This window comes from Pseudomonas sp. 8_5_2 (assembly GCF_059295255.1).
This window is the reverse complement of the sequence record NZ_CM181238.1, coordinates 4,197,049-4,221,337: the sequence shown is the minus strand read 5'-3', so window position 1 is coordinate 4,221,337 and position 24,289 is coordinate 4,197,049. Positions and strand designations below refer to the sequence as shown.

18 protein-coding genes and 1 pseudogene are annotated in these 24,289 nt (G+C 63.0%); 10 read left to right on the top strand and 9 right to left on the bottom strand.

Annotated elements, in window-relative coordinates; genetic code table 11:
• Positions 1 to 43: 43 nt before the first annotated feature.
• From AC5O5R_RS19380 to AC5O5R_RS19370, 3 genes and pseudogenes are all read right to left on the bottom strand, one after another.
• Positions 44 to 1,459, bottom strand: coding sequence for an efflux transporter outer membrane subunit (locus AC5O5R_RS19380; protein WP_172227984.1), 1,416 nt, complete (start codon positions 1,457 to 1,459; stop codon positions 44 to 46).
• Positions 1,460 to 1,558: 99 nt separating this feature from the next.
• Positions 1,559 to 2,269, bottom strand: a complete 711-nt coding sequence (locus AC5O5R_RS19375) for an AraC family transcriptional regulator (RefSeq protein ID WP_172227982.1) — start codon at positions 2,267 to 2,269, stop codon at positions 1,559 to 1,561.
• 210 nt (positions 2,270 to 2,479) lie between these two features.
• Positions 2,480 to 2,602, bottom strand: a pseudogene (locus AC5O5R_RS19370) (GNAT family N-acetyltransferase); the annotation flags it as partial.
• Between the two features lie 255 nt (positions 2,603 to 2,857).
• On the opposite strand from AC5O5R_RS19370, the gene AC5O5R_RS19365 reads away from it, so the two are divergent.
• The gene (locus tag AC5O5R_RS19365) at positions 2,858 to 3,784 is read left to right on the top strand and encodes a LysR substrate-binding domain-containing protein (protein ID WP_494514647.1); all 927 of its coding nucleotides are present in this window, start codon (positions 2,858 to 2,860) and stop codon (positions 3,782 to 3,784) included.
• Between the two features lie 101 nt (positions 3,785 to 3,885).
• Here the strand turns inward: AC5O5R_RS19365 and AC5O5R_RS19360 are convergent, their stop codons facing one another.
• From AC5O5R_RS19360 to lysA, 4 genes are all read right to left on the bottom strand, one after another.
• A complete protein-coding gene (locus tag AC5O5R_RS19360) occupies positions 3,886 to 6,372 on the bottom strand; it encodes a TonB-dependent siderophore receptor (RefSeq protein WP_494514646.1) in 2,487 nt (828 codons plus the stop codon).
• Positions 6,373 to 6,484: 112 nt separating this feature from the next.
• On the bottom strand, positions 6,485 to 7,420 hold the full coding sequence (locus tag AC5O5R_RS19355; RefSeq protein WP_172227978.1) for a FecR domain-containing protein: 936 nt from the start codon (positions 7,418 to 7,420) through the stop codon (positions 6,485 to 6,487).
• A 5-nt stretch (positions 7,421 to 7,425) separates the two neighbouring features.
• Entirely contained in the window at positions 7,426 to 7,926 is a 501-nt protein-coding gene (locus AC5O5R_RS19350) for a sigma-70 family RNA polymerase sigma factor (protein ID WP_172227976.1), read from the bottom strand.
• 139 nt (positions 7,927 to 8,065) lie between these two features.
• Positions 8,066 to 9,298 carry a diaminopimelate decarboxylase gene (gene lysA, locus AC5O5R_RS19345; protein WP_172287308.1) on the bottom strand — a complete coding sequence of 411 codons (1,233 nt, stop codon included), beginning with the start codon at positions 9,296 to 9,298 and terminating at the stop codon, positions 8,066 to 8,068.
• A 122-nt stretch (positions 9,299 to 9,420) separates the two neighbouring features.
• Here lysA and AC5O5R_RS19340 point away from each other — a divergent pair, with 122 nt between their 5' ends.
• Positions 9,421 to 10,326 (top strand): LysR family transcriptional regulator, encoded by a 906-nt coding sequence (locus AC5O5R_RS19340; RefSeq protein ID WP_172232472.1) that lies wholly within the window; start codon positions 9,421 to 9,423, stop codon positions 10,324 to 10,326.
• Between the two features lie 173 nt (positions 10,327 to 10,499).
• Here AC5O5R_RS19340 and AC5O5R_RS19335 read toward each other — a convergent pair whose 3' ends face one another.
• Positions 10,500 to 10,853, bottom strand: coding sequence for a hypothetical protein (locus tag AC5O5R_RS19335; protein WP_172232475.1), 354 nt, complete (start codon positions 10,851 to 10,853; stop codon positions 10,500 to 10,502).
• 275 nt (positions 10,854 to 11,128) lie between these two features.
• On the opposite strand from AC5O5R_RS19335, the gene AC5O5R_RS19330 reads away from it, so the two are divergent.
• On the top strand, positions 11,129 to 15,994 hold the full coding sequence (locus AC5O5R_RS19330; RefSeq protein ID WP_494514645.1) for an NAD-glutamate dehydrogenase: 4,866 nt from the start codon (positions 11,129 to 11,131) through the stop codon (positions 15,992 to 15,994).
• Between the two features lie 162 nt (positions 15,995 to 16,156).
• Here the strand turns inward: AC5O5R_RS19330 and ppsR are convergent, their stop codons facing one another.
• Complete coding sequence (gene ppsR / locus AC5O5R_RS19325; protein WP_012271263.1) at positions 16,157 to 16,975, bottom strand: posphoenolpyruvate synthetase regulatory kinase/phosphorylase PpsR; 819 nt, start codon at positions 16,973 to 16,975, stop codon at positions 16,157 to 16,159.
• A 190-nt stretch (positions 16,976 to 17,165) separates the two neighbouring features.
• On the opposite strand from ppsR, the gene ppsA reads away from it, so the two are divergent.
• The 7 genes from ppsA to sigX all read left to right on the top strand — a co-directional run bounded on the left by ppsA (position 17,166) and on the right by sigX (position 24,249).
• Positions 17,166 to 19,541 (top strand): phosphoenolpyruvate synthase, encoded by a 2,376-nt coding sequence (ppsA, locus tag AC5O5R_RS19320; RefSeq protein ID WP_172227766.1) that lies wholly within the window; start codon positions 17,166 to 17,168, stop codon positions 19,539 to 19,541.
• A 100-nt stretch (positions 19,542 to 19,641) separates the two neighbouring features.
• Positions 19,642 to 20,634: an alpha/beta fold hydrolase gene (locus tag AC5O5R_RS19315; protein WP_256678493.1), complete on the top strand. Its 993-nt coding sequence runs from the start codon at positions 19,642 to 19,644 to the stop codon at positions 20,632 to 20,634.
• 221 nt (positions 20,635 to 20,855) lie between these two features.
• Positions 20,856 to 21,347: a ribonuclease E activity regulator RraA gene (gene rraA / locus AC5O5R_RS19310; protein ID WP_172227770.1), complete on the top strand. Its 492-nt coding sequence runs from the start codon at positions 20,856 to 20,858 to the stop codon at positions 21,345 to 21,347.
• A gap of 27 nt (positions 21,348 to 21,374) precedes the next feature.
• Positions 21,375 to 22,370, top strand: coding sequence for a zinc transporter ZntB (locus tag AC5O5R_RS19305; protein WP_172227772.1), 996 nt, complete (start codon positions 21,375 to 21,377; stop codon positions 22,368 to 22,370).
• A gap of 100 nt (positions 22,371 to 22,470) precedes the next feature.
• Positions 22,471 to 22,743: a hypothetical protein gene (locus tag AC5O5R_RS19300; RefSeq protein ID WP_028697557.1), complete on the top strand. Its 273-nt coding sequence runs from the start codon at positions 22,471 to 22,473 to the stop codon at positions 22,741 to 22,743.
• A gap of 2 nt (positions 22,744 to 22,745) precedes the next feature.
• Positions 22,746 to 23,570, top strand: a complete 825-nt coding sequence (locus AC5O5R_RS19295) for a mechanosensitive ion channel family protein (RefSeq protein WP_172227774.1) — start codon at positions 22,746 to 22,748, stop codon at positions 23,568 to 23,570.
• Between the two features lie 112 nt (positions 23,571 to 23,682).
• The gene (sigX, locus tag AC5O5R_RS19290) at positions 23,683 to 24,249 is read left to right on the top strand and encodes an RNA polymerase sigma factor SigX (protein ID WP_003248665.1); all 567 of its coding nucleotides are present in this window, start codon (positions 23,683 to 23,685) and stop codon (positions 24,247 to 24,249) included.
• Positions 24,250 to 24,289: the final 40 nt, after the last annotated feature.

Sequence of the window (24,289 nt, the reverse complement as noted above, 5' to 3'; positions counted from 1 at the left end):
CGATGGGGCGCGCAGCGGCCCCATGGATTTTTGCTGCGGGCTACTACCGCCCGCCCAAGGCACGGAACAGGTTGACCTGTGCCTGCGCCAGTCGCCCTCGGGCCTCGACGTGGCTGGCCCGCAGGCGGATCAGTTCCCGCTCGCTGTCCAGCATGGCCAGCCCGTCAACCGTACCGGCGCGGTAATTGCCCTGGGCGAGGGCAAACCCACGCTGGCTGTGCACCAGCGCCGTATCCAGTGCCTGCAACCGCTGACGTTCACCGTCGTATCTGGCCAGCGCCTGGCGTACGTCCTTCAGCGCATTCAGCGCCACGCTGTGGTAATGGGCTACCTGCGCCTGCTGCAACGCCTCGGCCTTGCCAACCCGTGCCCGGTTGGCCTGCATGTTGGGGAACTCCCAACGGATCAGCGGGCCAATACCGAACATCACCGCGCGGCTGTCGCCAAGGTTGGCAAGGTGATGGTCCGAGGACGTCAGCGAGGCGCCGAAGCTGACCTTCGGGTACAGGTCGGCCCGGACGATGTCGGTTTCCAGGCTCGCGGCCTGCAGCTCGCGTTCGGCCTGGCGCACATCCGGCCGGCGCTCGAGCAAATGCCAGCCATCGCCAGCCGGCAACGGCAACGACAGCGTGGGTATGGCTGGGCACGTTGCGGTTTCGGCCACCGAGGCTTGGCCGCTCAGCATGCTCAGCTCGTAAAGCGCCATCTGCCGCCGCGCGGCGAGCATCGGCAGCTGCGCCCGCACCTGCTCGCGCAAGCCCGACAGGCGTTCGCTGTCGAGCGCTGTGGCCACGCCCGCCCGGTGCTGGCGTTCGCTGAGCTGCACGCTGCGTTCGAGGGTTTGCAGCGACTGCCTCGCCTCGACCAGGCGCGCGGCATAGAGGCACTGGTCGAGGTAGGCGCGGCTGGTCTGGGTAACCACGTGCAGGCGCATCAGGTCCCGTGCTGCGGCACTGGCGTCGGCTTGCGCCCGGGCCCGCTGGATGGCGGCGCGCACCTGGCCCCAGACATCCACCTGGTAGGCCAGCTCGATGCCCGGGTTGAACTGCCATTGTGATGGCGCGTGGCTGTCGGTCGCTTCGGCGAGGGTCTGGTCATCGGTGCTTTTGCCGTAGGTGGCGGCAAAGCCTACCGAAGTCGATGGCCAGCGCTGCGCACCAAATTCGCCGATACCGGCCAGCATGGCCTGCACATTGGCTTCGGCCTGTGCCAGGTCCTGGTTGTGGGCCAGGGCTAGCTGTACCCAGCGGTCGAGTTGCGGATCCTGGAACAGCGCCCACCAACGTTGCGGCAATGGCTGCCTGCTGACACCGGCCGGTGCGTTCGCCAGCGGGTTTGCCTGCAAAGCTGCGGGTGGCTCGGCAAGGGTTGGTGGCCGGGCGCAGGCGGTCAACATGCAGAGCATGCCGATCGCGGCGCCGAACCGGGCAGGGAAGGGGAATGATTGCAGTAAGGGCATCACGAATGTCGCTCAAGGGTCGTGATGCGAGGTTAGCGAGGGCGGGGGTGACGGCGCTGCCGCAAGCGGGACAACCTTGCGCGCAAGTGGGACAACAGTTCAGGAGTGGCGCATGGCGCCGTTCTGCCAGTCACTGGGGGCGTAGCCGAGGATGCGCTTGAACATGGCGGCGAAGGCACTGGCGCTCTGGTAGCCGTGCTCCAGCGCTACGTTCAGGATCGGTTTGCCTTCAGCCAGGCACTGCTGACTGAGCATCACCCGGGCGCGGGCGCGCCATTCGCCATACGACATACCCAGCTCGCGCTGGAACAGTCGCGCCACGCTGCGCGCACTCATGTTCAGTTGTGCACCGCATTGTTCCAGGGTCAGGTCCTGGGCCGGGTCTTGCAGAAAGCGTTCGCACCAGGCGCCAAGACGAGGGTGCTGCGGCGTGGGCACAAAGGCATCGATGCGCCTGGCGGCCGCCAGTTCGCAAAGGATCAGCGCCCGTGCGTGCTCGCCATCACGCAGGTCCAGCATGCGCGAAGCGGCCAGGACCAGTTCGCGCAGCAGGCCGGATACCACGATCACCTGGCAGCGGTCGATGCCGGCGTCGAGCAGCAGGGTGCGCATGCACACCACGCCTTGCATGCGGACGGCATGGCTGACCCCGGCCGGCACCCATAACGCGTGCCCACCAGGGATTACCCAGTTGCCGCCCTCGCTGCTGACCCGCATCACACCGCTGGCGGCATAGACAAGCTGGTCTTCAGCGTGGCAATGGCTGGCAATTTCATCGCCGTGTCGGTAATCCATTCCCAATGCTTGCATGCAGTTCATCCTGTTTATTGGATCCAATTATATGGCGTTGGCTGGGTGCCGGGTTGCGAAAGGTGGCCTAGACATGAACTACCCTGAACAAATATTGCTCTACTTCGACAATTCATGGCGAATGATTGCTTTGATCTATGTTTAAGAGAAGTAAATGGGCTGTAACGACCAGATTTAGACATCGTCCCTGCAGTACGCTTGCCCCCCTGTTCATGCCTCGGAGGGAACGTTCATGTGCAGCAAGGTGAACGGACGGCCTTCGCCGTCCAGCGGCGAGCGGCCGGTCTGGATGAAACCGTAATGCTGATGGAACCCCACGGCCTGAGGGGTTTGCGTAGATCGAGAGAGCCGCGTGATCCGTGTGGGAGCGGATTCACCCGCGAATGTGGTGGCGGAGACAACGGTGAATGCCCAAGGATAGTGGCCGGCAGGTCCGGCCTCTTCGCGGGTAAACCCGTTCCCACAGGGATCGCGCACGCATCAAAAATTTTGCGCAAGACAGCGCGCGGCTCCAGGGCCACGTGGACCTTGTGGGAACATCGGTCTTGTGCAAAATCCCTATGACAAGAACTCGGGCCGGGAGCGCCAATGAACCGAAACGAACTGCGCAAAGCCGATATCAACCTGATGGTGGTGTTCGAAGCCCTGATGCAGGAGCGCAACCTTACCCGTGCCGCCGAAAAGCTGTTCGTCGCCCAACCCACGGTCAGTGCTGCGCTGGCCAGGTTGCGCACGATGGTCAACGACCCGTTGCTGATCCGCGTGGGCAACCGCATGGAGCCCTCGGCCAGGGCCGAAGAGGTGATCAGGCTCCTGACCCCGGCACTGGACGCTATGTCCATCGCCCTCAGCATGACCCACGACTTCGATCCGTTGACCAGCAAGATGACCTTCCGGATCGGCCTGTCCGACGACGTCGAGTCGGGGTTGTTGCCGCCGCTGCTGCGGGCGCTGCGGGTGGAGGCGCCGAATGTGGTGGTGGTTGTGCAGCATGTCGATTATTGGCGTATCCCGGACTTGCTGGCCGCAGGCGATGTAACAGTCGGGATCAGCCAGACCAAGGGGCTGCCGGCCAATGCCAAGCGCAAGGTACTGCGCACCATGCAGGGCCGTGTCGTGCGCGCGGACAAGACAGCCACGCCACTGACCCTGGATGAGTTCTGCGCCCGCCCGCACGTTCAGGTATCGCCAACCGCCAATACCCAAGGGGTGGTCGATGACTGGCTGAAAGAGATCGGACGCGAACGCAAGGTGGTGTTGTCGGTGCCGCAGTTCAGTTCGTTGCCGGCAATTCTGGCCGGGACTGACCTGCTGGCCTGCTGCCCGGACTATGCCGCGCACGGCATGGAGCGCTGGGGAAACCTGCAGGCCGAGCAACTGCCGTTCGAAACCACGGCACTGGAACTGGCAATGGTCTGGCTTGGTACCACCGACAGCGACCCAGCCGAGCGCTGGCTGCGCAGCCGCTTGCAGCAATACATGGGCGGCGAGCGTGAAGTGGCGAACGGACTCTAGCCGCGATCATCGTGCAACTGTTCCACAGCTTTCCTCAGATAAAGCAACGGAGTGATGGTGCAAGACGGCGATGGGCCGCAAAAGCGGCCCCTGCTTTCTGGTTAGAACGTGCCTTGCAAAGTCACCATGAAGTTGCGCGGTTCGCCATAGAAGTTGCCCCAGGACGGCGCGCCGATGGTGGCGTAGTACTTCTTGTCGAACAGGTTGTTGCCGTTGAGGGCGACAGTCCAGTTCGGGTCGACGCGGTATTGCACGCGGCCATTCCACACCGTGTAGCCCGCCTGCTCGACGCGGGTAGTGCCGGTGGTACGGAAGTTATCGCTCTGGCTGTTCAGGCCGGCACCGAGGGTCCAGCGTTGCAGCGCACCGTCCAGCTGATAGTCACCCCACACCTTGAGCATGTGCCGAGGGATGAAACTGGAAGTGAAGGTCAGCTCGGTGGGGTCAGTATCTTCGATGGTATTCAGGTACTTGGTCTGGGTGTAGGTGTAACCCGCCAGTAGCTGCAGGCGCTCGATGGGCGAGCCGCTGATCTCGGCCTCGAAACCCTGGGCGCGCACCTTGCCGCTGTCGGTGTAGCAATAGCCATCGCCTGACGGGCAGGCGTCGTTGAAGTCGCTTTCTGCGCGGTGTTTCTCGAGGGTGCGGAACAGGTTGAACGAGGTGTTCAACGCACCATTGAGCAACTCGCCCTTGATGCCGATCTCGTAGTTGGCACCGGTCTTGGGCTGCAGCGACTGCCGCTCGGCGTTCACTTTGTCACTCTGCGGCTGGAAGATGTCGGCGTAGCTGGCATAGGCGGTCCACTGGCCGTTCAGGTCGTACAGTACGGCGGCGAACGGCGTGACCTGGCCATTTTCCTGGCTGCGGTTGTTCACCCAGTAGTCCCAGGCCGCGGTATAGGAGTCGCTCTTGTTGCGGTACCAGCTGACCCGCGCGCCCAGCACCAGAGTCAGCGGCTCTGCCAGCTTCAGGCGCAGGTTGGTGTAGGTGCCGTACTGGGTGGTGGTGGAATCGGTTGGCACGCTGCCACCGCGGCTCGGGTTGACCAGATAATCGGCCTTGGAAGGGCGGGGGAAGTTCGAGGATGGGTTGAACGGATCCTGCTTGCCGTCCAGCAGTATAAGTGCGAAGTAATCATGGGTTTTCTGCCGGCTGGCGTTGGCGCCGACGATCAGCTCATGCTGTAGGCCGAACGCCTCGAACTTGCCATCGACATAGCTATCGAAGCCGTAGTCGTCCTGGTCGTAGTCGAAACGACCGGCCCGCACGTTCATGCTGGCGGTGCCGGCGCCGACCGGTACCGTACCTTCGGAGTAGGCGTATTCGATGTCCTGGGTGTTGTGGGTATAGATCGAGGCGAAATTCAGCGTCCAGTCATCGTTGAAGCGGTGCTTGAGGTCGGCAAAGCCGGTGATGCGCTGGCTTTGCAGGTCGTTCCAGCTGGCGCCCAGGCAGGTGGAACGCGACAGCTTCAAGTCACTGCCATCGGCGTAGCGTGGCAGGCCGGAATAGCACGGGGTGGCATCGGCATCCTCGTAGGCCAGGCCGGCGCCAAGGGTGGTGTCGGCGGTAATGTCCCAGTCGATGGCGCCATACAATATCTGGTCCTGGCGCGTGGCCGTGTCGTAGAAATACTGGCGGTCCTGAAGCGTTGCCACGGCGCGACCGCGCACGCTACCCGATTCGTTGAGCGGGCCGCCCACATCGACCTGCCCGCGGTAGTTGTTCCAGCTGCCGGCAGACAGGGTGACGGTGGTGGTGGCCTGTTCCTGGCCACGCTTGCGTACGAAGTTGACGCCGCCGGCGGATGAACCGGAGCCCTTCATCATGCCGGCTGCACCCTTGAGAATTTCGACCCGGTCGTAGAACGCCATGTCGCTGGAAAAGCTGTTGGCCTGCACGTAGTTGCCGCCTACGTCCAGCGGCACGCCGTCATACTGGTACTGGCCATCCAGGTTGAAACCGCGGGAGTAGAAGTACTTGCCGCCCATGGGCGAGTCGTACACCGTGATGCCGGGGGTTTTGTCCAGCACCTGTTCCAGCGTGTTGAGGTTCTGGTCGTCGAGCATCTTGCGGGTCATCACGGTGACCGACTGCGGGGTTTCCTTCAGCGTGTGCACGCCCTTGCCGATGGTGACGGCATGCGCGGTATACGATTGGGTGCCCTCGCTGGTTGCATCCAGCCGGTTGGCGTCGATGTTCAGTGGCCCCAGTTCCATCGCCGAACCGTTGTCTGCGGGTACCAGCACATAGCCGCCATTGCCCTGGCGCTGCGCCTGCAAGCCACTGTTGCCCAGCAGGCGAACCAGCCCTTCCTCGACGCTGTAGCTACCCTCCAGGCCTGCGCTGCTCAGGCTGCGCGTCTGGGTGGTGTCGAACGAAATGGTCACGCCGGCCTGCACGCCAAACTGGGTGATGGCATTGCCCAGTGGGCCAGCGGGGACGTGATAGGCGGTCTGGCTGTGGGCCATGGCCAGGCCAGGCATCAGCAGCAGGCCCGGTGCGCCGGCCAGGGACATGCCGAACAACACCAAGCGCACGGCCTGGCTCAGCTTGGTTGCAGGGGTGGGGTGCAGATGGGGCATTGCGTGATCCTTCCGTGTCATGGCAGAAAGTCGCTGTCGTCGCGGCTTGTGTCAGGGACGGGCGAGAATCGAAATCAGCAAGGTGTGGGTGAAGTTTTTTTGCGGCTGTTGCTCAGGCAGGTTCCACGCTTGCCCAGTAACGGCTGAGGTAGCGCACTTTCACCGGCAGGGTTTTCGGCAGGTTGGCCAGTGCAATGTCGGTATCGTCGATGCGGAATGCTCCGGAAATGCTCATGGACCGGATCGAGGGTGCGCAGCGCAGCACTCCTTGTCGGTAACGCGCCAGTTCTTCGACAAAGTCGCCCAGGTGCCAGTCGTTCACGCTCACCATGCCTTGTACCCAGGCGGTCGAATTGACGGGCAGCGCATGGGTGATGGCGAAGTCGTCGCGGTCATAATTTACCTGCTGCCCGGCTTGCAGTCGCAGCACCCGCTCCGGGTGACGCTGCGGGCGTACATCGACAGCCGCTTGCAGCACGCCCACGCGCGTTTGCTGCGCAAGTTTGCGAATGCTGAACTCGGTACTACGGGCGAGTACGCTGCCGTCTTCGGTGTGCACGATGAACGGGCGCTGTTCAGGGGTAATGGTCGGGCGAACGAGTATTTCCCCATGGTACAGCTGGATTGCCCGCACTTTTGCGTCGTAGCGCACATCCACCGCAGTGTTCACGTTCATTTCAAGCTGCGAGCCATCATCCAGCTGCAAGCTGCGCCGTTCGCCGCCGCGGGTGTGTTGCTGGGCCAGCAAGGCGCGATAGGGCACCTGCTCGGCTGCCAGCCAGCCACCGCCGCCCATGGCCAGCAACAGGCTCAGCACCTTCAGCACATCGCGCCGCTGTGCCTGTGCCGCGCCCAGGCTGGACAGCGCCGCCTGCGGCGGCACCATGGCCCACTGCAGTTGCAGTTTTTCTACCCGCGCCCAGGCGGCAGCGTGTTGTGGGCTTGCCTGCAGCCACTGGCGCCAAGCTTGGGTGCGCGCCTCGTTGCTGGCGCCATCGTTGAGCTGCACATACCAGGTGGCAGCGGCTTCGAGCGTCTTGAGATCCATCGTCCTCAGCCTTCGACTGCCAGCAGGCAGCGGGTCATTGCCTTTATCAGATGGTTCTTCACGGTGGTAACCGACACGCCGAAACGCTCGGCAGCAGCACCGTAGGTCAGGCCTTCGAGTTGAACGGCGAGGAAGATGGCGCGGGTGTTGGCGCCGAGTTCGTCAAGCAGGCTGTCCACGGCTACCAACATTTCGATGATCGACAAGCGCACTTCCGGCGATACCTCTACCGGTTCCGGGCGCAGGGCCAAGGCCTGCAGGTAGGCCTTTTCGATGGTGCGGCGGCGGGCTTTGTCGATCAGCAGCGAGCGGGCGATAGCGCTGAGGTAGCTGCGCGGCTCGCGGATCGGCAGCTGGTTGCGGGCGGTCATTACCCGCAGGAAGGTGTCGTGCGCCAGGTCGGATGCATCGGCGGCATTGCCCAGGCGGGCGCGCAGCCAGCCCTTCAGCCAGCCGTTGTTTTCACTGTACAGCTGGTGCAGGGTCTGAGGATCGAGCGTCGACATGCGTCAAGACCGCAATATGAATGGGAATTGATCGCATTGTTGCCATAGAGGGGTCTGATTGCAAGCAGGGTTTGCGCTGTACCTGTGGGAGCTGGCTCGGCGGCGATGGGCTGCTAGGCAGCCCTCATTGGTGCGCTGCCTAGAAACCCGCTTCCAGCGCTAGCAGGTCCTGCACGGTCTGCCGCCGGCGGATCATGCGCAGCGCGCCGTTCTCGATCAGAAACTCCGGCAGCAAAGGTCGGCTGTTGTAGTTCGACGACATCGACGCCCCGTAGGCACCGGCATCGTGAATCACCAGCAAGTCACCCACCTGCGCCTGGGGCAGGTCCTGTGGGGTCAGTTCCTGGTCGTCCTGGGTGAACACGTCTCCCGACTCACACAGTGGCCCGGCCACCACGGTCGGTTGGCGCGGGCGGTCCACCGGCTGGCCGTTGGCGTCGAGCAGGGTCATGCCATGGTACGCACCGTACATCGCCGGGCGCATCAGGTCGTTGAAGCCGGCATCGATCATCACGAAAGTATTGCGCCCCACCTGTTTCACGGCACGCACCTCGGCCACCAGGTAGCCCGACTCGGCCACCAGGAAACGCCCAGGTTCGATCTCCATGCGCACGGGGTGGCCCAGCATGGCTTCGATTTCCTTGCGCGCCACCGCCCAGGTCTGCGCGTAGCGTTGCAGGTCGACCGGCTTGTCGGTGCTGCGGTAAGGGGTCGAAAGCCCGCCGCCGATGGAGAAGGCTTCGATGTCTACGCCCAGGCGGCCGATCAGCTCGATCATCGACCGGGCTACCTGCTCCAGGTGTTGGTAATCCACCCCGGAGCCAATATGCATGTGCACGCCGACCAGGTGCAGGCCGTGGGTTTTGATGCAGGCCAGCGCCTCGTCCAGTTCTTCATGCCAGATGCCGTGCTTGCTGTTCTCGCCGCCGGTGTTGGTCTTGCGGCTGTGGCCGTGGCCGAAGCCCGGGTTGATGCGGATCCAGACGCGGTGGCCGGGGGAGCGTTCACCCAGCTGGCGCAGCATGTCGATGGAACCGGCGTTGACTTCGATCTTCGATTCCACCACCCGCTCCAGGGTTGGCCGGTCCAGTGCATCGCAGGTCAGCACCACGCCAGCGGGGTCGCCGTCCACGCTGGCACCGGCGGCAAAGGCCCGCTCCATTTCACCCAGCGACACCGCGTCCAGCACCAGGCCATGGGCGCGCATCAGGCGCAGCACGTGCAGGTTGGGGTTGGCTTTCTGGGCGAAGCGTACGGTGTCGAATACCTTCAGTTGTTCAACGCGCTTGGCGATGGTGCTGGCGTCGTAGGCCCAGAGGGGCGATCCATGTTGATGAACCGCCGCGGCCAGGGTCGTGAAGGGTGCAGTCATGCTGGCATTACTCGTAGTGGGTAGATGTGCAGGATGCGTGAAAGAGTGGATTCAGAAAAATAGCTATTTTTCTACTCGCCATTCATATCTGATATACCCATCGTTGTTGCGCAGGTGTAGCCGTGAAACTGTCCGTCCGCCATATCGAAGTGTTCCGCGCCATCATGGCCGCTGGCAGCGTCACCGGCGCGGCGCGGCTGCTGTTCACCTCGCAGCCCACCGTCAGCCGAGAGCTGGCACGGCTGGAGCAGGTCACCGGCCTGAACCTGTTCGAGCGCGAGGGCGGGCGCCTGGTGGCAACCGCCCAGGCGCTGCTGTTGATCGAAGAGGTCGAGCGCGCCTATCTCGGGCTGGAGCGCATCGAGCGCTTTGCCCAGGCCATCCGCAATTTCGAGCAGGGCCGGTTGGCCATCACCTGCCTGCCGCTGTTTTCCCAGACCTTGCTGCCCAAGGCCTGCCAGCGCTTCCATCAGCAGCACCGCGGCGTGAGTGTGAGCATTTTGGCGCAGGAGTCGCCGTTGCTGGAGGAGTCACTGGTTGCCCAGCAGCACGACCTTGGCCTGACCGAGGTCGAGCAGATGCCGCGCGGCGCCTACGGCGAGCTGCTGTTCAGCGCCAACATGGTCTGTGTGCTGCCCCATGGGCACCCGTTGCAAGCCAAGGCTGAACTGGAATTGAGCGATTTCCATGAAGTGGACTTCATCAACCTGGCCAGCCTGGACACCTACCGCCAGCGCCTGGACCAGCACTTCCGTGCGGCGGGGGTGAACCGCCGCACGGTCATCGAGACCACCAGCGCCGCGTCGGTGTGCGCCATGGTCAGGCAGGGCCTGGGGGTGGCGATCATCAACCCGCTGAGTGGGCTGGAGGCCGCGCAGGGCGGTTTGCCGATCCGCCGCTTGCGGGTGTCAGTGCCGTACCAGGTGATGCTGATCAGGCCCGACCACCGGCCGGCTTCGGCGGCGGTGGAGCCGTTTTGCGATGCGTTGCGGGTGCAGGCTGAAGCAATGCAGGCAGCATTGCGCTAGCGCCTGGCTCGGCTCAGGATTTTGTGCTGTCTGTACCGTCCTTATCGCCGGCAAGCCAGCTCCCACAGGTACTGCACATGGCTTGGGGCAGCGGTGGTCGGTGTGGGAGCTGGCTTGCCGGCGATAAGGCCAGTACAGGCAATACGGGTAGGCCCCTATGGGAAATCTGCGTTTCAGAGCTCGCAGACGAAGGTACCGGTCCCGGCCAGGATGTTTTCCAGGGTTTCCTTCACTTCATCCATGTCACTCAGGTCACTGGTCAGGTTGATCTCCAGCACCTCGTCCCCCTTCAGCGCATCACGGTCGCCGGCGGCGACTTCGATCAGCAGGCGCTTGGCGCTCAACGTCACTTTCAGCCCGTCCAGCGTCGACGGCTCGTCATCCAGGGTCAGGTCGACGGTGTCTTCGTCCGGATAGCGGGTCAGCAGGAACATCTGGCCCTTGTCGCTGTGGCAGCACAGCGTGGCCATGTTGTCTTCCTCGTCATCGCAAGGGGTGGCGAAGAGCAGGGCGGTATCGATTTGCATGGACAAGGCTCGGATCAAAGGAAACGGAAGGGAATTCTGACAGTCTTGCTTACATGCATAAACGTAAAGTTACCGCCCCTTGACCGAAATTGTCGCAGCGCTGCAAGCCTTGATGACCGATCAGTCGTTAAGCTTCGCCCAGCCCTGGGCGTGCCTGCGCACGTCCAACGTCTGGTTTTTACCGTCCGCCTTGCTACGGGTTGGCTATCGTTGACCCGTACACGGCGCACGCAGCGACGCTCCAACTAATACAAAGCCCAAGCGGAGTACCACAGATGGCGTTCTTCACCGCAGCCAGCAAAGCCGACTTCCAGCATCAACTGCAAGCGGCCCTGGCGCAGCACATCAGCGAGCAGTCCCTGCCACAAGTGACGCTGTTCGCCGAGCAGTTCTTCGGCATCATCTCCATGGACGAACTCACCCAGCGAAGGCTTTCCGACCTGGCCGGCTGCACCCTCTCGGCCTGGCGCATCATCGAGCGTTTCGACCCCGAATACCCGCAAGTGCGGGTGTACAACCCCGATTACGAACGCAACGGCTGGCAGTCGACCCATACCGTGGTCGAAGTGCTGCACCACGACCTGCCATTCCTGGTCGACTCGGTGCGCACCGAGCTCAACCGCCGCGGCTACAGCATCCACACCCTGCAGACCACCGTACTCAGCGTGCGCCGTGGCGCCAAGGGCGAGCTGCTGGAGCTGCTGCCCAAGGGCACCCAGGGCGAGGGCGTGCGTCATGAGTCGCTGATGTACCTGGAGATCGACCGCTGCGCCAACGCTGCCGAGCTGACAGTGCTGACTCGCGAAATCGAGCAGGTGCTGGCCGAGGTGCGGGTGGCGGTTGCCGATTTCGAACCGATGAAGGCCAAGCTGCGGGAAGTGGTGGCGCAGGTGGAACAGACTGCCTTCGGCCCGGCGCAGAACGAAAAGGGCGAGGTCAAGGCCTTCCTCGAATGGCTGCTGGACAACCACTTCACCTTCCTGGGCTATGAAGAATTCACCGTCAAGGGCGGCGCCGGTGGTGGCCAGATGGTCTACGACGAGCAGTCCTTCCTCGGCCTGCCGCGCCGCCTGCGCGTAGGCCTGACGGCAGAAGAGCTGCGCATCGAAGACTACGCCGTGGCCTACCTCAACGAGCCGCTGCTGCTGTCGTTTGCCAAGGCCGCGCTGCCCAGCCGCGTACACCGCCCGGCCTACCCGGACTACGTGTCGATCCGCCAGCTGGACGCCGACGGCAAGGTGGTCAAGGAACACCGCTTCATGGGCCTGTACACCTCGTCGGTGTATGGCGAAAGCGTGCATGCAATTCCGTATATCCGCGTCAAGGTCGCCGAAATCGAGCGGCGCTCGGGTTTCGACCCCAAGGCCCACCTGGGCAAGGAGCTGACCCAGGTACTCGAAGTGCTGCCGCGCGACGACCTGTTCCAGACACCGATCGACGAGCTGTTCACCACCGTCATGGCGATCGTGCAGATCCAGGAACGCAACAAGATCCGCGTGTTCCTGCGCAAGGACCCGTACGGCCGCTTCTGCTACTGCCTGGCCTACGTGCCGCGGGAAATCTACTCCACCGAAGTGCGGCAGAAAATCCAGCAGGTGCTGATGGAGCGGCTGAAGGCCAGCGACTGCGAGTTCTGGACGTTCTTCTCCGAATCGGTGCTGGCGCGTGTGCAGCTGATTCTGCGGGTCGACCCGAAGAACCGCATCGACATCGACCCCCAGCAGCTGGAACGCGAAGTCATCCAGGCCTGCCGCTCGTGGCATGACGACTACTCGGCGCTGGTAGTCGAGAACTTCGGCGAAGCGCAGGGCACCAACATCCTCGCCGACTTCCCCAAAGGCTTCCCGGCCGGTTATCGCGAACGCTTCGCCGCGCACTCGGCAGTGGTCGACCTGCAGCACGTGCTGAACCTGTCTGAAACCAAACCCCTGGCGATGAGCTTCTACCAGCCGCTGACCCAGGTTGGCGAGCGCATCCTGCACTGCAAGCTGTACCACGCTGATACCCCGCTGGCGCTGTCCGACGTGCTGCCGATCCTGGAAAACCTCGGCCTGCGCGTGCTCGGCGAGTTCCCCTACCGCCTGCGCCACGCCAATGGCCGCGAGTACTGGATTCACGATTTCGCCTTCACCTACAGCGAAGGCCTGAGCCTGGATATCCAGCAGCTCAACGACACCCTGCAGGACGCCTTCATCCACATTGTGCGCGGGGATGCCGAGAACGACGCCTTCAACCGGCTGGTGCTGACCGCTGGCCTGCCATGGCGCGACGTGGCGCTGCTGCGCGCCTACGCCCGTTACCTGAAGCAGATTCGCCTGGGCTTCGACCTCGGCTACATTGCCAGTACCCTGAACAACCACACCGATATCGCCCGCGAGCTCACCCGGCTGTTCAAGACCCGCTTCTACCTGGCACGCAAACTCACCCAGGACGACCTGGATGACAAGCAGCAGCGCCTTGAACAGGCCATCCTGACCGCACTGGATGACGTGCAGGTACTTAACGAAGACCGCATCCTGCGCCGCTACCTGGACCTGATCAAGGCTACCCTGCGCACCAACTTCTACCAGCCGGATGCCGATGGCCAGAACAAGTCGTACTTCAGCTTCAAGTTCAACCCCAAGCTGATCCCCGAGCTGCCCAAACCGGTGCCCAAGTTCGAAATCTTCGTCTACTCGCCGCGGGTCGAGGGCGTGCACCTGCGCTTTGGCAACGTTGCCCGCGGCGGCCTGCGCTGGTCCGACCGCGAAGAGGACTACCGCACCGAAGTGCTGGGCCTGGTCAAGGCCCAGCAGGTGAAGAACTCGGTGATCGTGCCGGTCGGCGCCAAGGGCGGCTTCCTGCCGCGGCGCCTGCCGCTGGGCGGCAGCCGTGACGAAATCGCTGCCGAGGGCGTGGCGTGCTACCGCATCTTCATCTCCGGCCTGCTCGACATTACCGACAACCTCAAGGACGGTGGCGTGGTGCCGCCGGCCAACGTGGTGCGTCATGACGATGACGACCCGTACCTGGTGGTGGCGGCCGACAAGGGCACCGCGACCTTCTCCGACATTGCCAACGGCATTGCCATCGATTACGGCTTCTGGCTGGGCGATGCCTTCGCCTCGGGCGGTTCGGCCGGTTACGACCACAAGAAGATGGGCATTACCGCGCGTGGCGCGTGGGTGGGCGTGCAGCGCCACTTCCGCGAGCGCGGCATCAATGTGCAGGAAGACCCGATCACCGTCATCGGTGTGGGCGACATGGCCGGCGACGTGTTCGGCAACGGCTTGCTGATGTCCGACAAGCTGCAACTGGTGGCAGCGTTCAACCACTTGCACATCTTCATCGACCCCAACCCCGAGCCGGCTTCCAGCTTCGCCGAGCGCAAGCGCCTGTTCGACCTGCCGCGTTCTGCCTGGAGCGACTACGACACCAGCATCATGTCCGAAGGCGGCGGGATCTTCCCGCGCAGTGCCAAGAGCATCGCCATCAGCCCACAGATGAAAGGACGTTTCGCCATCGAGGCCGACCGCCTGACTCCGACCGAGCTGCTCAATGCGCTGCTCAAGGCGCCGGTGGACCTGCTGTGGAACGGCGGCATCGGTACCTACGTGAAGGCCAGCAGCGAAAGCCACGCCGATGTCGGCGACAAGGCCAACGACGCGCTGCGGGTCAACGGCAACGAGCTGCGCTGCAAGGTGGTGGGCGAGGGCGGCAACCTGGGCATGACCCAGCTCGGCCGGGTCGAGTTCGGCCTGCACGGCGGCGCCACCAACACCGACTTCATCGACAACGCCGGCGGCGTGGACTGCTCCGACCACGAGGTCAATATCAAGATCCTGCTCAATGAAGTGGTGCAGGGTGGCGACATGACCGAGAAGCAGCGCAACCAGCTGCTGGGCAGCATGACCGACGAAGTGGGCGGCCTGGTGCTGGGCAACAACTACAAGCAGACCCAGGCGCTGTCGCTGGCTGCCCGGCGTGCCCGCGAGCGGATTGCCGAGTACAAGCGCCTGATGGCGGACCTGGAGAGCCGCGGCAAGCTGGACCGTGCCATCGAGTTCCTGCCGTCCGAGGAGCAGCTGGCCGAACGCCTGGCCGCTGGCCAGGGCCTGACCCGCGCCGAGCTGTCGGTGCTGATCTCGTACAGCAAGATCGACCTCAAGGAGCAACTGCTGAAATCGCGGGTGCCGGACGACGATTACCTGACCCGCGACATGGAAACCGCCTTCCCGCCGTCGCTGGTCAGCAAGTTCGCCGAGCCCATGCGCCGCCACCGGCTGAAACGCGAAATCGTCAGCACCCAGATCGCCAACGACCTGGTCAACAACATGGGCATCACCTTCGTCCAGCGTCTCAAGGAGTCGACTGGCATGAGCCCGGCCAACGTGGCCGGGGCCTATGTGATCGTGCGCGATATCTTCCACCTGCCGCACTGGTTCCGCCAGATCGAGGCGCTGGATTACCAGGTACCCGCCGAAATTCAGCTCACCCTGATGGACGAGCTGATGCGCCTGGGGCGCCGTGCCACCCGCTGGTTCCTGCGCAGCCGTCGCAACGAGCAGGATGCCGGGCGTGACGCCGCGCATTTCGGGCCGAAGATCGCGCAGTTGGGGCTCAAGCTGGACGAGCTGCTTGAAGGCCCGACCCGCGAACGCTGGATGGTGCGCTACCAGGGCTTCGTCGAGGCCGGTGTGCCGGAGCTGCTGGCGCGCATGGTTGCCGGTACCAGCCACCTGTACACCCTGTTGCCGATCATCGAAGCCGCTGACGTTACCGGGCATGATCCGGCCCAGGTGGCCAAGGCGTTCTTCGCCGTGGGCAGCTCGCTGGACCTGACCTGGTACTTGCAGGAAATCAGCAACCTGCCGGTGGAAAACAACTGGCAGGCGCTGGCGCGCGAGGCGTTCCGCGACGATATCGACCTGCAGCAGCGGGCGATCACCATCTCGGTACTGCAAATGGCCGATGCACCGGAAGACATGGACGCCCGTGTGGCACTGTGGGCCGAGCAGCATCGGGTGATGGTAGAGCGCTGGCGCGCCATGCTGGATGACCTGCGCAATGCCACCGGTACCGACTACGCGATGTACGCGGTGGCCAACCGCGAGCTGGTCGACCTGGCCATGAGCGGGCAGGCGGCGGTTGTGCCGTCCTGAGCTTGAGCTGAAATGAAAAAGCCCCGGCAGTAATGTCGGGGCTTTTTTGTACCTGTGCTGGCCTCTTCGCGGGTGAACCCGCTCCCACAGGTATTGCACAGGCCTCAAGGCTGGTGGGGTACCTGTGGGAGCGGGTTCACCCGCGAAGGGGCCAGCACAGGCTTACTTGAACCGCCGCTCCACCCCTTTCTCCACCAGGATCTTGGCCGAAATCTCCTCCACCGAAAAATGCGTGGAATTGATGTTGGGAATGTTCTCGCGGCGGAACAGGCTCTCCACCTCGCGCACCTCGAATTCGCACTGGGCAAAGCTGGAATAGCGGCTGTTGGGCTTGCGTTCGTGGCGGATGGCGGTAAGGCGGTCGGGGTCGATGGTCAGGCCGAACAGCTTGTTGTGGTGCTTTTTCAGCACCGCCGGCAGCTGCAGGCGCTCCATGTCGTCCTCGGTCAGCGGGTAGTTGGCGGCGCGGATGCCGAATTGCATGGCCATGTACAGGCAGGTCGGGGTCTTGCCGCAGCGTGACACGCCGACCAGGATCAGGTCGGCCTTGTCGTAATAGTGGGTGCGCGCGCCATCGTCGTTGTCCAGGGCGAAATTCACCGCCTCGATGCGTTCCATGTAGTTGGAATTGCCGCCAATCGAGTGCGATTTGCCCACGGAATACGACGAATGGGCGGTCAATTCCTGCTCGAGCGGGGATAAAAACGACGAAAAGATGTCGATCATGAAGCCATTCGAGGTCGCCAGGATTTCACGGATGTCCTGGTTGACGATGGTGTCGAAGATGATCGGGCGTACCCCGTCACGCTCGGCCGCCGCGTTGATTTGCTGGACCATGGTGCGTGCCTTGTCCGGCGAATCGATGTACGGACGGGTGAATTTGTTGAAGGGAATGCTCTCGAATTGCGCGAGCAGACTCTGGCCCAGGGTTTCGGCAGTGATACCGGTGCCGTCGGAGATGAAGAACGCGGTTCGTTTCATTTGCGATCTGGGCCTTAAGCTGATGAAGATTCTTGGATATGATAAGTTCGGTTTGCCGAATGCGGCTGTCGGCATTCTGCCACACTTGCAGACCCTATTTTCCAGGTACAGGCCACAAACGCCCGGCCAAGTCACTGAAGACAGGCGGGCGCCTTTGAGCTTTTCCAACACAGTTAGTGGAGAGATCACCTTGGTAGAGTACGTAGTTTCCCTTGATAAGCTCGGCGTCCATGATGTAGAGCATGTGGGGGGCAAGAACGCATCCCTGGGCGAGATGATCAGCAACCTTGCAGGTGCTGGTGTATCGGTGCCGGGCGGCTTTGCCACTACGGCGCAGGCGTACCGCGATTTTCTCGAACAGAGTGGTCTCAACGACCGTATCCATGCCGCCCTCGACGCGCTTGACGTGGATGACATCAATGCCCTGACCAAGACCGGCGCGCAAATTCGCCAGTGGGTCATGGAAGCCGAATTCCCGGAGCGTCTGAATTCGGAAATCCGTACGGCCTTCGCCGAAATGGCCGCCGGCAATGACAACATGGCGGTCGCCGTGCGTTCCTCCGCCACCGCCGAAGACCTGCCGGACGCCTCGTTCGCCGGCCAGCAGGAAACCTTCCTCAACATCCGCGGCGTCGACAACGTGATCCGTGCGGCCAAGGAAGTGTTTGCCTCGCTGTTCAACGACCGCGCCATTGCCTACCGCGTGCATCAGGGCTTCGACCACAAGCTGGTCGCCCTGTCGGCTGGTGTGCAGCGCATGGTCCGCTCCGAAACCGGTACCGCTGGCGTCATGTTCACCCTCGACACCGAATCGGGCTTCCGCGATGTGGTATTCATCACCGGCGCCTACGGCCTGGGCGAAACCGTGGTGCAGGGTGCGGTCAACCCTGACGAATTCTACGTGCACAAGAACACCTTGCAGGCCGGCCGCCCGGCCATCCTGCGCCGCAACCTGGGCAGCAAGGCCATCAAGATGGTCTACGGCGAAGAAGCCAAGGCCGGCCGTTCGGTGAAAACCGTCGAAGTCGACCGCGCCGAGCGCGCGCGCTTCTGCCTGAGCGATGCCGAGGTCAGCGAGCTGGCCAAGCAGGCGATGATCATCGAGCAGCACTATCAGCGCCCGATGGATATCGAGTGGGCCAAGGACGGTGACGACGGCAAGCTGTACATTGTCCAGGCTCGCCCTGAGACGGTGAAGAGCCGTTCCAGCGCCAATGTCATGGAACGCTACCTGCTCAAGGAAAAGGGCACCGTACTGGTCGAAGGCCGCGCCATCGGCCAGCGCATCGGCGCCGGCAAGGTCCGCGTGATCAACGATGTGTCGGAAATGGACAAGGTGCAACCCGGCGACGTGCTGGTGTCCGACATGACCGACCCGGACTGGGAACCGGTGATGAAACGCGCCAGCGCCATCGTCACCAACCGCGGCGGGCGCACCTGCCACGCGGCGATCATCGCCCGTGAGCTGGGTATCCCGGCCGTGGTCGGTTGCGGCAACGCCACCCAGTTGCTCAAAGACGGCCAGGGCGTGACCGTGTCCTGCGCCGAAGGCGACACCGGCTTCATCTTCGAAGGTGAGCTGGGCTTCGACATCAAGCAGAACTCGGTCGACGCCATGCCTGATCTGCCGTTCAAGATCATGATGAACGTCGGCAACCCGGACCGCGCCTTCGACTTCGCCCAGCTGCCCAACGCCGGTGTCGGCCTGGCGCGCCTGGAATTCATCATCAACCGCATGATCGGCGTGCACCCCAAGGCGCTGCTGAACTACGCAGGCCTGCCTGCCGACCTGAAGGACAGCGTCGACAAGCGCATCGCCGGCTACAGCGACCCGGTCGGCTTCTATGTCGAGAAACTGGTCGAGGGCATCAGCACCCTGGCGGCCGCCTTCTACCCGAAAAAGGTCATCGTGCGTCTGTCGGACTTCAAGTCCAACGAGTACGCCAACCTGATCGGCGGCAAGCTGTACGAGCCGGAAGAAGAAAACCCGATGCTGGGCTTCCGTGGCGCTTCGCGTTACATCAGCGAATCGTTCCGTGACTGCTTCGAACTCGAGTGCCGTGCCCTGAAACGCGTGCGCAACGAAATGGGCCTGACCAACGTCGAGATCATGGTGCCATTCGTGCGCACCCTGGGCGAAGCCAGCCAGGTCGTCGACCTGCTTGCCGAAAACGGCCTGGCCCGCGGCGACAACGGCCTGCACGTGATCATGATGTGCGAGCTGCCGTCCAACGCGATTCTCGCCGAAGAGTTCCTGGAATACTTCGACGGCTTCTCGATCGGCTCCAACGACCTGACCCAGCTGACCCTGGGCCTGGACCGTGACTCGGGCATCATCGCGCACCTGTTCGATGAGCGAAATCCTGCGGTGAAGAAGCTGCTGGCCAACGCCATTGCCGCGTGTAACAAGGCGGGCAAGTACATCGGCATCTGCGGCCAGGGCCCATCGGACCACCCGGATCTGGCCAAATGGCTGATGGAGCAGGGCATCGAAAGCGTGTCGCTGAACCCGGATTCGGTACTCGAAACCTGGTTCTTCCTGGCCGAAGGCCAAGGCGCAGCCTGACCTAGTAGAACGCGGGGGTACGTCTGGCGTACCCCTGCCTTTTTTTTCAGGGCGAGCTCCAGCGATGGAACCCGCCTTTTTTTGTGCGTCAAGCAACCTTATGCAAAGCAGCAGCACTTTATTTCCCGTGGCCCTGCTCAGTGCCGAACGCCGCGGCGACCTCAGCGAAGACGTGTACCGGATCAAGGCCGGCAACAGCCCTGACCCCAGCGTCGAGCTGGCCGTGACGCGCCTGGGGCTGGCCGATCAGGGCCCGGCCCAGGGTGTGCCGGTCATTCTCCTGCACGGCAGTTTTTCCAATAGGCGCTTCTGGTACTCGCCCAAGGGGGTTGGCCTGGGCGCCTACCTTGCCCGCGCCGGTTTCGATGTGTGGATCCCGGAAATGCGCGGCCATGGCCTGTCGCCGCGCAACCTCGACTGGAAGCACAACAGCGTGGCTGCCTACGCCCGTGATGATCTGCCGCTGATTGCCGCGTTCGTGCGCGAGCAATCGGGCCAGGCGCCGCACTGGGTAGGTCACTCACTGGGCGGCACAACCCTGGTGGCAGCGCTGGGCGGTGGTTTCCTGGCTGCCGAGGACGTTGCCAGCGTGGCGCTGTTCGGCACCCAGATCAGCCGTGTCTACTGGCCACTGAAAGTCCCGCCGTTGACCTGGGGTGCGAAGCTGCTGCTCAAGCGCTGGGGGCAGATTTCCGGGCCGCGTTTCAAGCGTGGACCGGAGGACGAGCCGATCGGCCTGGCCCTGGAGAGCATGCGCTGGCATGGCCTGTTCGGCCGCTTTGGCGACAAGAAGCACGACTGGTGGGCGGGGCTGGCCGAGGTGGATGTGCCGCTGCTGGCAGTGGCCGGTGCGGGCGACTTCCAGGACCCGGTGTGGGCCTGCCGCAAGCTGTTCGATCAGCTGGGCGGCGAGCGCAAGCAGTTCTTGCGGCTGGGGCGCGAAGAAGGCTTCGAGGCGTTCGGGCATGTCGACATGCTGGTCAGCAAGGCCGCGCAGGTGCAGGTGTGGCCGCTGGTGCAGCGTTGGCTGCGCAACCCGTTGATGCCGGTGCATGCGTCGACGGCGGCTGCAGAATCTGTGCCTGTCAGCTGATCTTGCTCTAGCTGTTCTGGCCCCATCGCCGGCAAACCAGCCCCCACAGGGATACCGCAGGCCTCGAACCTTGTGGGTATCCCTGTGGCAGCTGGCTTGCCGGCGATAGGGCCAGGGCAGGTAGAACCCAACTGACTGCCCGGTCCCGGATGACTGCGACGGCCTCAAAGGTGTAGCCTTGGGTCGATCCCCGCTTTCGTTGTGACTGACAGGAGCTTCCCATGCAGCATTACGTAACGCCCGACCTGTGTGACGCCTACCCCGACCTGGTGCAGGTGCTGGAACCGATGTTCAGCAATTTCGGGGGGCGCGATTCGTTCGGCGGCCAGATCGTCACCATCAAGTGCTTCGAGGACAACTCGCTGGTCAAGGAGCAGGTCGAGCTCGATGGCACAGGCAAGGTGCTGGTGGTCGATGGCGGTGGTTCCCTGCGTCGTGCGCTGCTTGGCGACATGCTCGCCGAAAAGGCTGCCAAAAACGGTTGGGAAGGCCTGGTGATCTACGGCTGCGTGCGTGATGTCGACGTGCTGATCCAGACCGACGTCGGCGTCCAGGCCTTGGCCAGCCACCCGATGAAAACCGACAAGCGCGGCATCGGCGACCTCAACGTGGCGGTGACCTTCGCCGGGGTAACCTTCCGCCCGGGTGAGTATGTATATGCCGACAACAATGGCGTGCTGGTCTCGCCAAACCCGCTGAAAATGCCGGAGTGATGCGCCGCACGCGCTGATGGAGCTTTGATGTTCGAGGAAGACAACGCGCAGTGGGGGCTGGTGCATGCCCTGGTGCTCGATGGCAAAGGCGGCGCGCGCCCGATTGCCCGTACCGAACTGGACGACCTGCAGCTGCAACCCGAGCAGAGCCTTTGGCTGCACTGGGACCGCAGCCATCCGCAAACCCGCACCTGGCTGCTGCGCGACAGCGGCCTCAGCGAGTTTGCCTGCGACTTGCTGCTGGAAGAGAACACCCGGCCACGCCTGCTGCCCATGGTGGACGAGCAATTGTTGCTGTTCCTGCGTGGGGTCAACCTCAACCCCGGCGCCGAGCCCGAAGACATGGTTTCGGTGCGCATCTTCGCCGAGGCCCAGCGGGTTATCTCGCTGCGCCTGCGACCGTTGCGCGCCAGCGACGAAGTCTTGCAGCAGCTGGAGCAGGGCAGGGGGCCGAAATCGGCGTCCGAGCTGTTGCTGCTGATGGGCGAACTGCTGACCGAAAAGGTCCAGGGACTGGTCAGCGACCTGTCTGAACTGGTCGACCTTGAAGAGGAAAAGGTTGAATCCGACGAACGGTATACGCCTGAGCAGGGCAGCCTGCAGCAGATCCGCCGTCGCGCGGCCGGGTTACGGCGTTTCCTCGCCCCGCAGCGGGAAATCTACGCCCAGCTGTCGCGCAGCAAATGGAGCTGGTTCGCCGACGCCGACGCCGATTACTGGAACGAGCTCAACAACAGCCTGATCCGCTATCTCGAAGAGCTGGAACTGACCCGCGAGCGGGCTGCGCTGGTGCTGGAGAGCGAAGACCGTCGGCGCAGCGAGCGCATGAACCGCACCATGTACCGCTTCGGCATCATCACCTGCATTTTCCTGCCCATGAGCTTTATCACCGGGCTGCTGGGCATTAATGTCGGCGGTATTCCCGGGGCGGAAAACCCCTATGGCTTCCTGTTTGCCTGCATCGTCGTGCTGGGGCTGGCGGTGGGCCAGTGGTGGATGTTCCGACGGTTACGGTGGGTATAGATGCTCACGAATATCTCCCATGTTGAAACATTCGTCCCGATGCAATGTGTGACCCAGCGTTGGGCCACCTCGTCTCTTGCTGATACTGCGCGAGGTGCCTATGCACGATCCGTTTGAAGAATCCCTGCGCGACCTGCTCAAGGCGTCACCCTCCGGCAACGACCGGGACGACCGGGATGACGCTGCCTGCCTGGGTCGCGTGCTGAAAACCGCCAACCGCCAGGTTGGCGCGGGCGATCTGTTCAGCCTGCTCGGCCGCTGGTGCCAGGCGCTGCTGATCGCCGTGAACAATGGCTCGGCGCATGTCGCGCCGGTGCGTCGACACTCTTCCCGCAACGCTGCCAGCGGCAGCAAAGCAGATAAGGCCGATTGAATATGGAACTCGATCTCTGGACCCAGAGCCTGGTCACCGCGATGACTGCCCTTTGGACCAAGGTGGCGAACTTCATCCCCAACCTGTTCGGCGCGCTGGTCGTGGTGCTGCTCGGTTTCGTGGTGGCCAAGCTGCTCGATACACTGCTGTCCAAGTTGCTGGCCAAGCTCGGCCTGGACCGCCTGATGGCTGGCACCGGCCTGACCAAAATGCTGGGCCGGGTCGGCATCCAGGTGCCGATCTCGACCCTGATCGGCAAGATCGTCTACTGGTTCGTGCTGCTCATCTTCCTGGTCTCGGCCGCCGAGTCGCTGGGCCTTGAGCGGGTTTCGGCCACGCTCGACATGCTTGCCCTGTATTTGCCGAAGGTGTTCGGCGCAGCGCTGGTGCTGCTGGTTGGCGTGCTGCTGGCACAAGTGGCCAACGGCCTGGTGCGCGGCGCTGCCGAAGGTATCGGCCTGGAATATTCGGCGGGCCTGGGGCGTATTACCCAGGGCCTGGTGATCATCATCAGCATTTCGGTAGCCATCAGCCAGCTGGAGGTCAAAACCGACCTGCTGAACCACGTTATCGTCATCGGGCTGATTACCGTTGGTCTGGCCGTTGCCCTGGCGATGGGCCTTGGCAGCCGCGAAATTGCCGGGCAGATCCTGGCTGGCATCTACGTGCGCGAGCTGTACCAGGTTGGCCAGCAGGTGCGGATTGGAGAGGTCGAAGGCCAGATCGAAGAGATCGGTACGGTCAAGACGACGCTGCTGACCGATGATGGCGAACTACTATCGCTGTCCAACCGCGAGCTGCTGGAACAGCGTGTCAATAGCCGCTAACCGCACAAAAGCTGTTAATGTATGCCGCCGCGAAAATGACCCACGGGGTCTCGCGGCGACATTGACCTGACTGTCGGCCAGATCCGTTTTGAATAAAGTTCATTCGCCGCCCATGCGTTATGACCCCCGCGAGCTCACCGATGAAGAGTTGGTGGCGCGTTCGCATGAGGAGCTGTACCACGTTACCCGCGCCTATGAAGAGCTCATGCGGCGCTACCAGCGAACCCTGTTCAACGTCTGTGCGCGTTATCTGGGGAACGACCGGGACGCGGACGATGTCTGTCAGGAAGTGATGCTGAAAGTGTTGTACGGGCTGAAGAACTTCGAAGGCAAATCCAAGTTCAAGACATGGCTCTATAGCATCACCTACAACGAGTGCATTACCCAGTACCGCAAGGAGCGCCGTAAACGCAGGCTGATGGATGCCTTGAGTCTGGACCCTGTTGAAGAGGCGTCCGAAGACAAGGCACCAAAACCTGAAGAAAAAGGCGGGCTGGACAAATGGCTGGTGCATGTGAACCCGATTGACCGGGAAATCCTGGTGCTGCGTTTTGTCGCAGAGCTGGAATTTCAGGAAATTGCCGACATCATGCACATGGGCCTGAGCGCAACGAAAATGCGCTACAAGCGCGCGCTAGACAAGCTTCGTGAGAAATTTGCTGGCCTCGATGAAACTTAGTGGCGTGCAAATATCTCTAACGCAGCGGTGAGTTCTGCTA

What these genes read in the sequence shown, in the direction of transcription:
- AC5O5R_RS19380 (WP_172227984.1), bottom strand. Translation starts at nt 1,459, where the DNA reads ATGCCCTTACTGCAATCATTCCCCTTCCCTGCCCGGTTCGGCGCCGCG.
- AC5O5R_RS19375 (WP_172227982.1), bottom strand. Translation starts at nt 2,269, where the DNA reads ATGCAAGCATTGGGAATGGATTACCGACACGGCGATGAAATTGCCAGC.
- AC5O5R_RS19365 (WP_494514647.1), top strand. Translation starts at nt 2,858, where the DNA reads ATGAACCGAAACGAACTGCGCAAAGCCGATATCAACCTGATGGTGGTG.
- AC5O5R_RS19360 (WP_494514646.1), bottom strand. Translation starts at nt 6,372, where the DNA reads ATGCCCCATCTGCACCCCACCCCTGCAACCAAGCTGAGCCAGGCCGTG.
- AC5O5R_RS19355 (WP_172227978.1), bottom strand. Translation starts at nt 7,420, where the DNA reads ATGGATCTCAAGACGCTCGAAGCCGCTGCCACCTGGTATGTGCAGCTC.
- AC5O5R_RS19350 (WP_172227976.1), bottom strand. Translation starts at nt 7,926, where the DNA reads ATGTCGACGCTCGATCCTCAGACCCTGCACCAGCTGTACAGTGAAAAC.
- lysA (WP_172287308.1), bottom strand. Translation starts at nt 9,298, where the DNA reads ATGACTGCACCCTTCACGACCCTGGCCGCGGCGGTTCATCAACATGGA.
- AC5O5R_RS19335 (WP_172232475.1), bottom strand. Translation starts at nt 10,853, where the DNA reads ATGCAAATCGATACCGCCCTGCTCTTCGCCACCCCTTGCGATGACGAG.
- AC5O5R_RS19330 (WP_494514645.1), top strand. Translation starts at nt 11,129, where the DNA reads ATGGCGTTCTTCACCGCAGCCAGCAAAGCCGACTTCCAGCATCAACTG.
- ppsR (WP_012271263.1), bottom strand. Translation starts at nt 16,975, where the DNA reads ATGAAACGAACCGCGTTCTTCATCTCCGACGGCACCGGTATCACTGCC.
- AC5O5R_RS19315 (WP_256678493.1), top strand. Translation starts at nt 19,642, where the DNA reads ATGCAAAGCAGCAGCACTTTATTTCCCGTGGCCCTGCTCAGTGCCGAA.
- rraA (WP_172227770.1), top strand. Translation starts at nt 20,856, where the DNA reads ATGCAGCATTACGTAACGCCCGACCTGTGTGACGCCTACCCCGACCTG.
- AC5O5R_RS19305 (WP_172227772.1), top strand. Translation starts at nt 21,375, where the DNA reads ATGTTCGAGGAAGACAACGCGCAGTGGGGGCTGGTGCATGCCCTGGTG.
- AC5O5R_RS19300 (WP_028697557.1), top strand. Translation starts at nt 22,471, where the DNA reads ATGCACGATCCGTTTGAAGAATCCCTGCGCGACCTGCTCAAGGCGTCA.
- AC5O5R_RS19295 (WP_172227774.1), top strand. Translation starts at nt 22,746, where the DNA reads ATGGAACTCGATCTCTGGACCCAGAGCCTGGTCACCGCGATGACTGCC.
- sigX (WP_003248665.1), top strand. Translation starts at nt 23,683, where the DNA reads ATGCGTTATGACCCCCGCGAGCTCACCGATGAAGAGTTGGTGGCGCGT.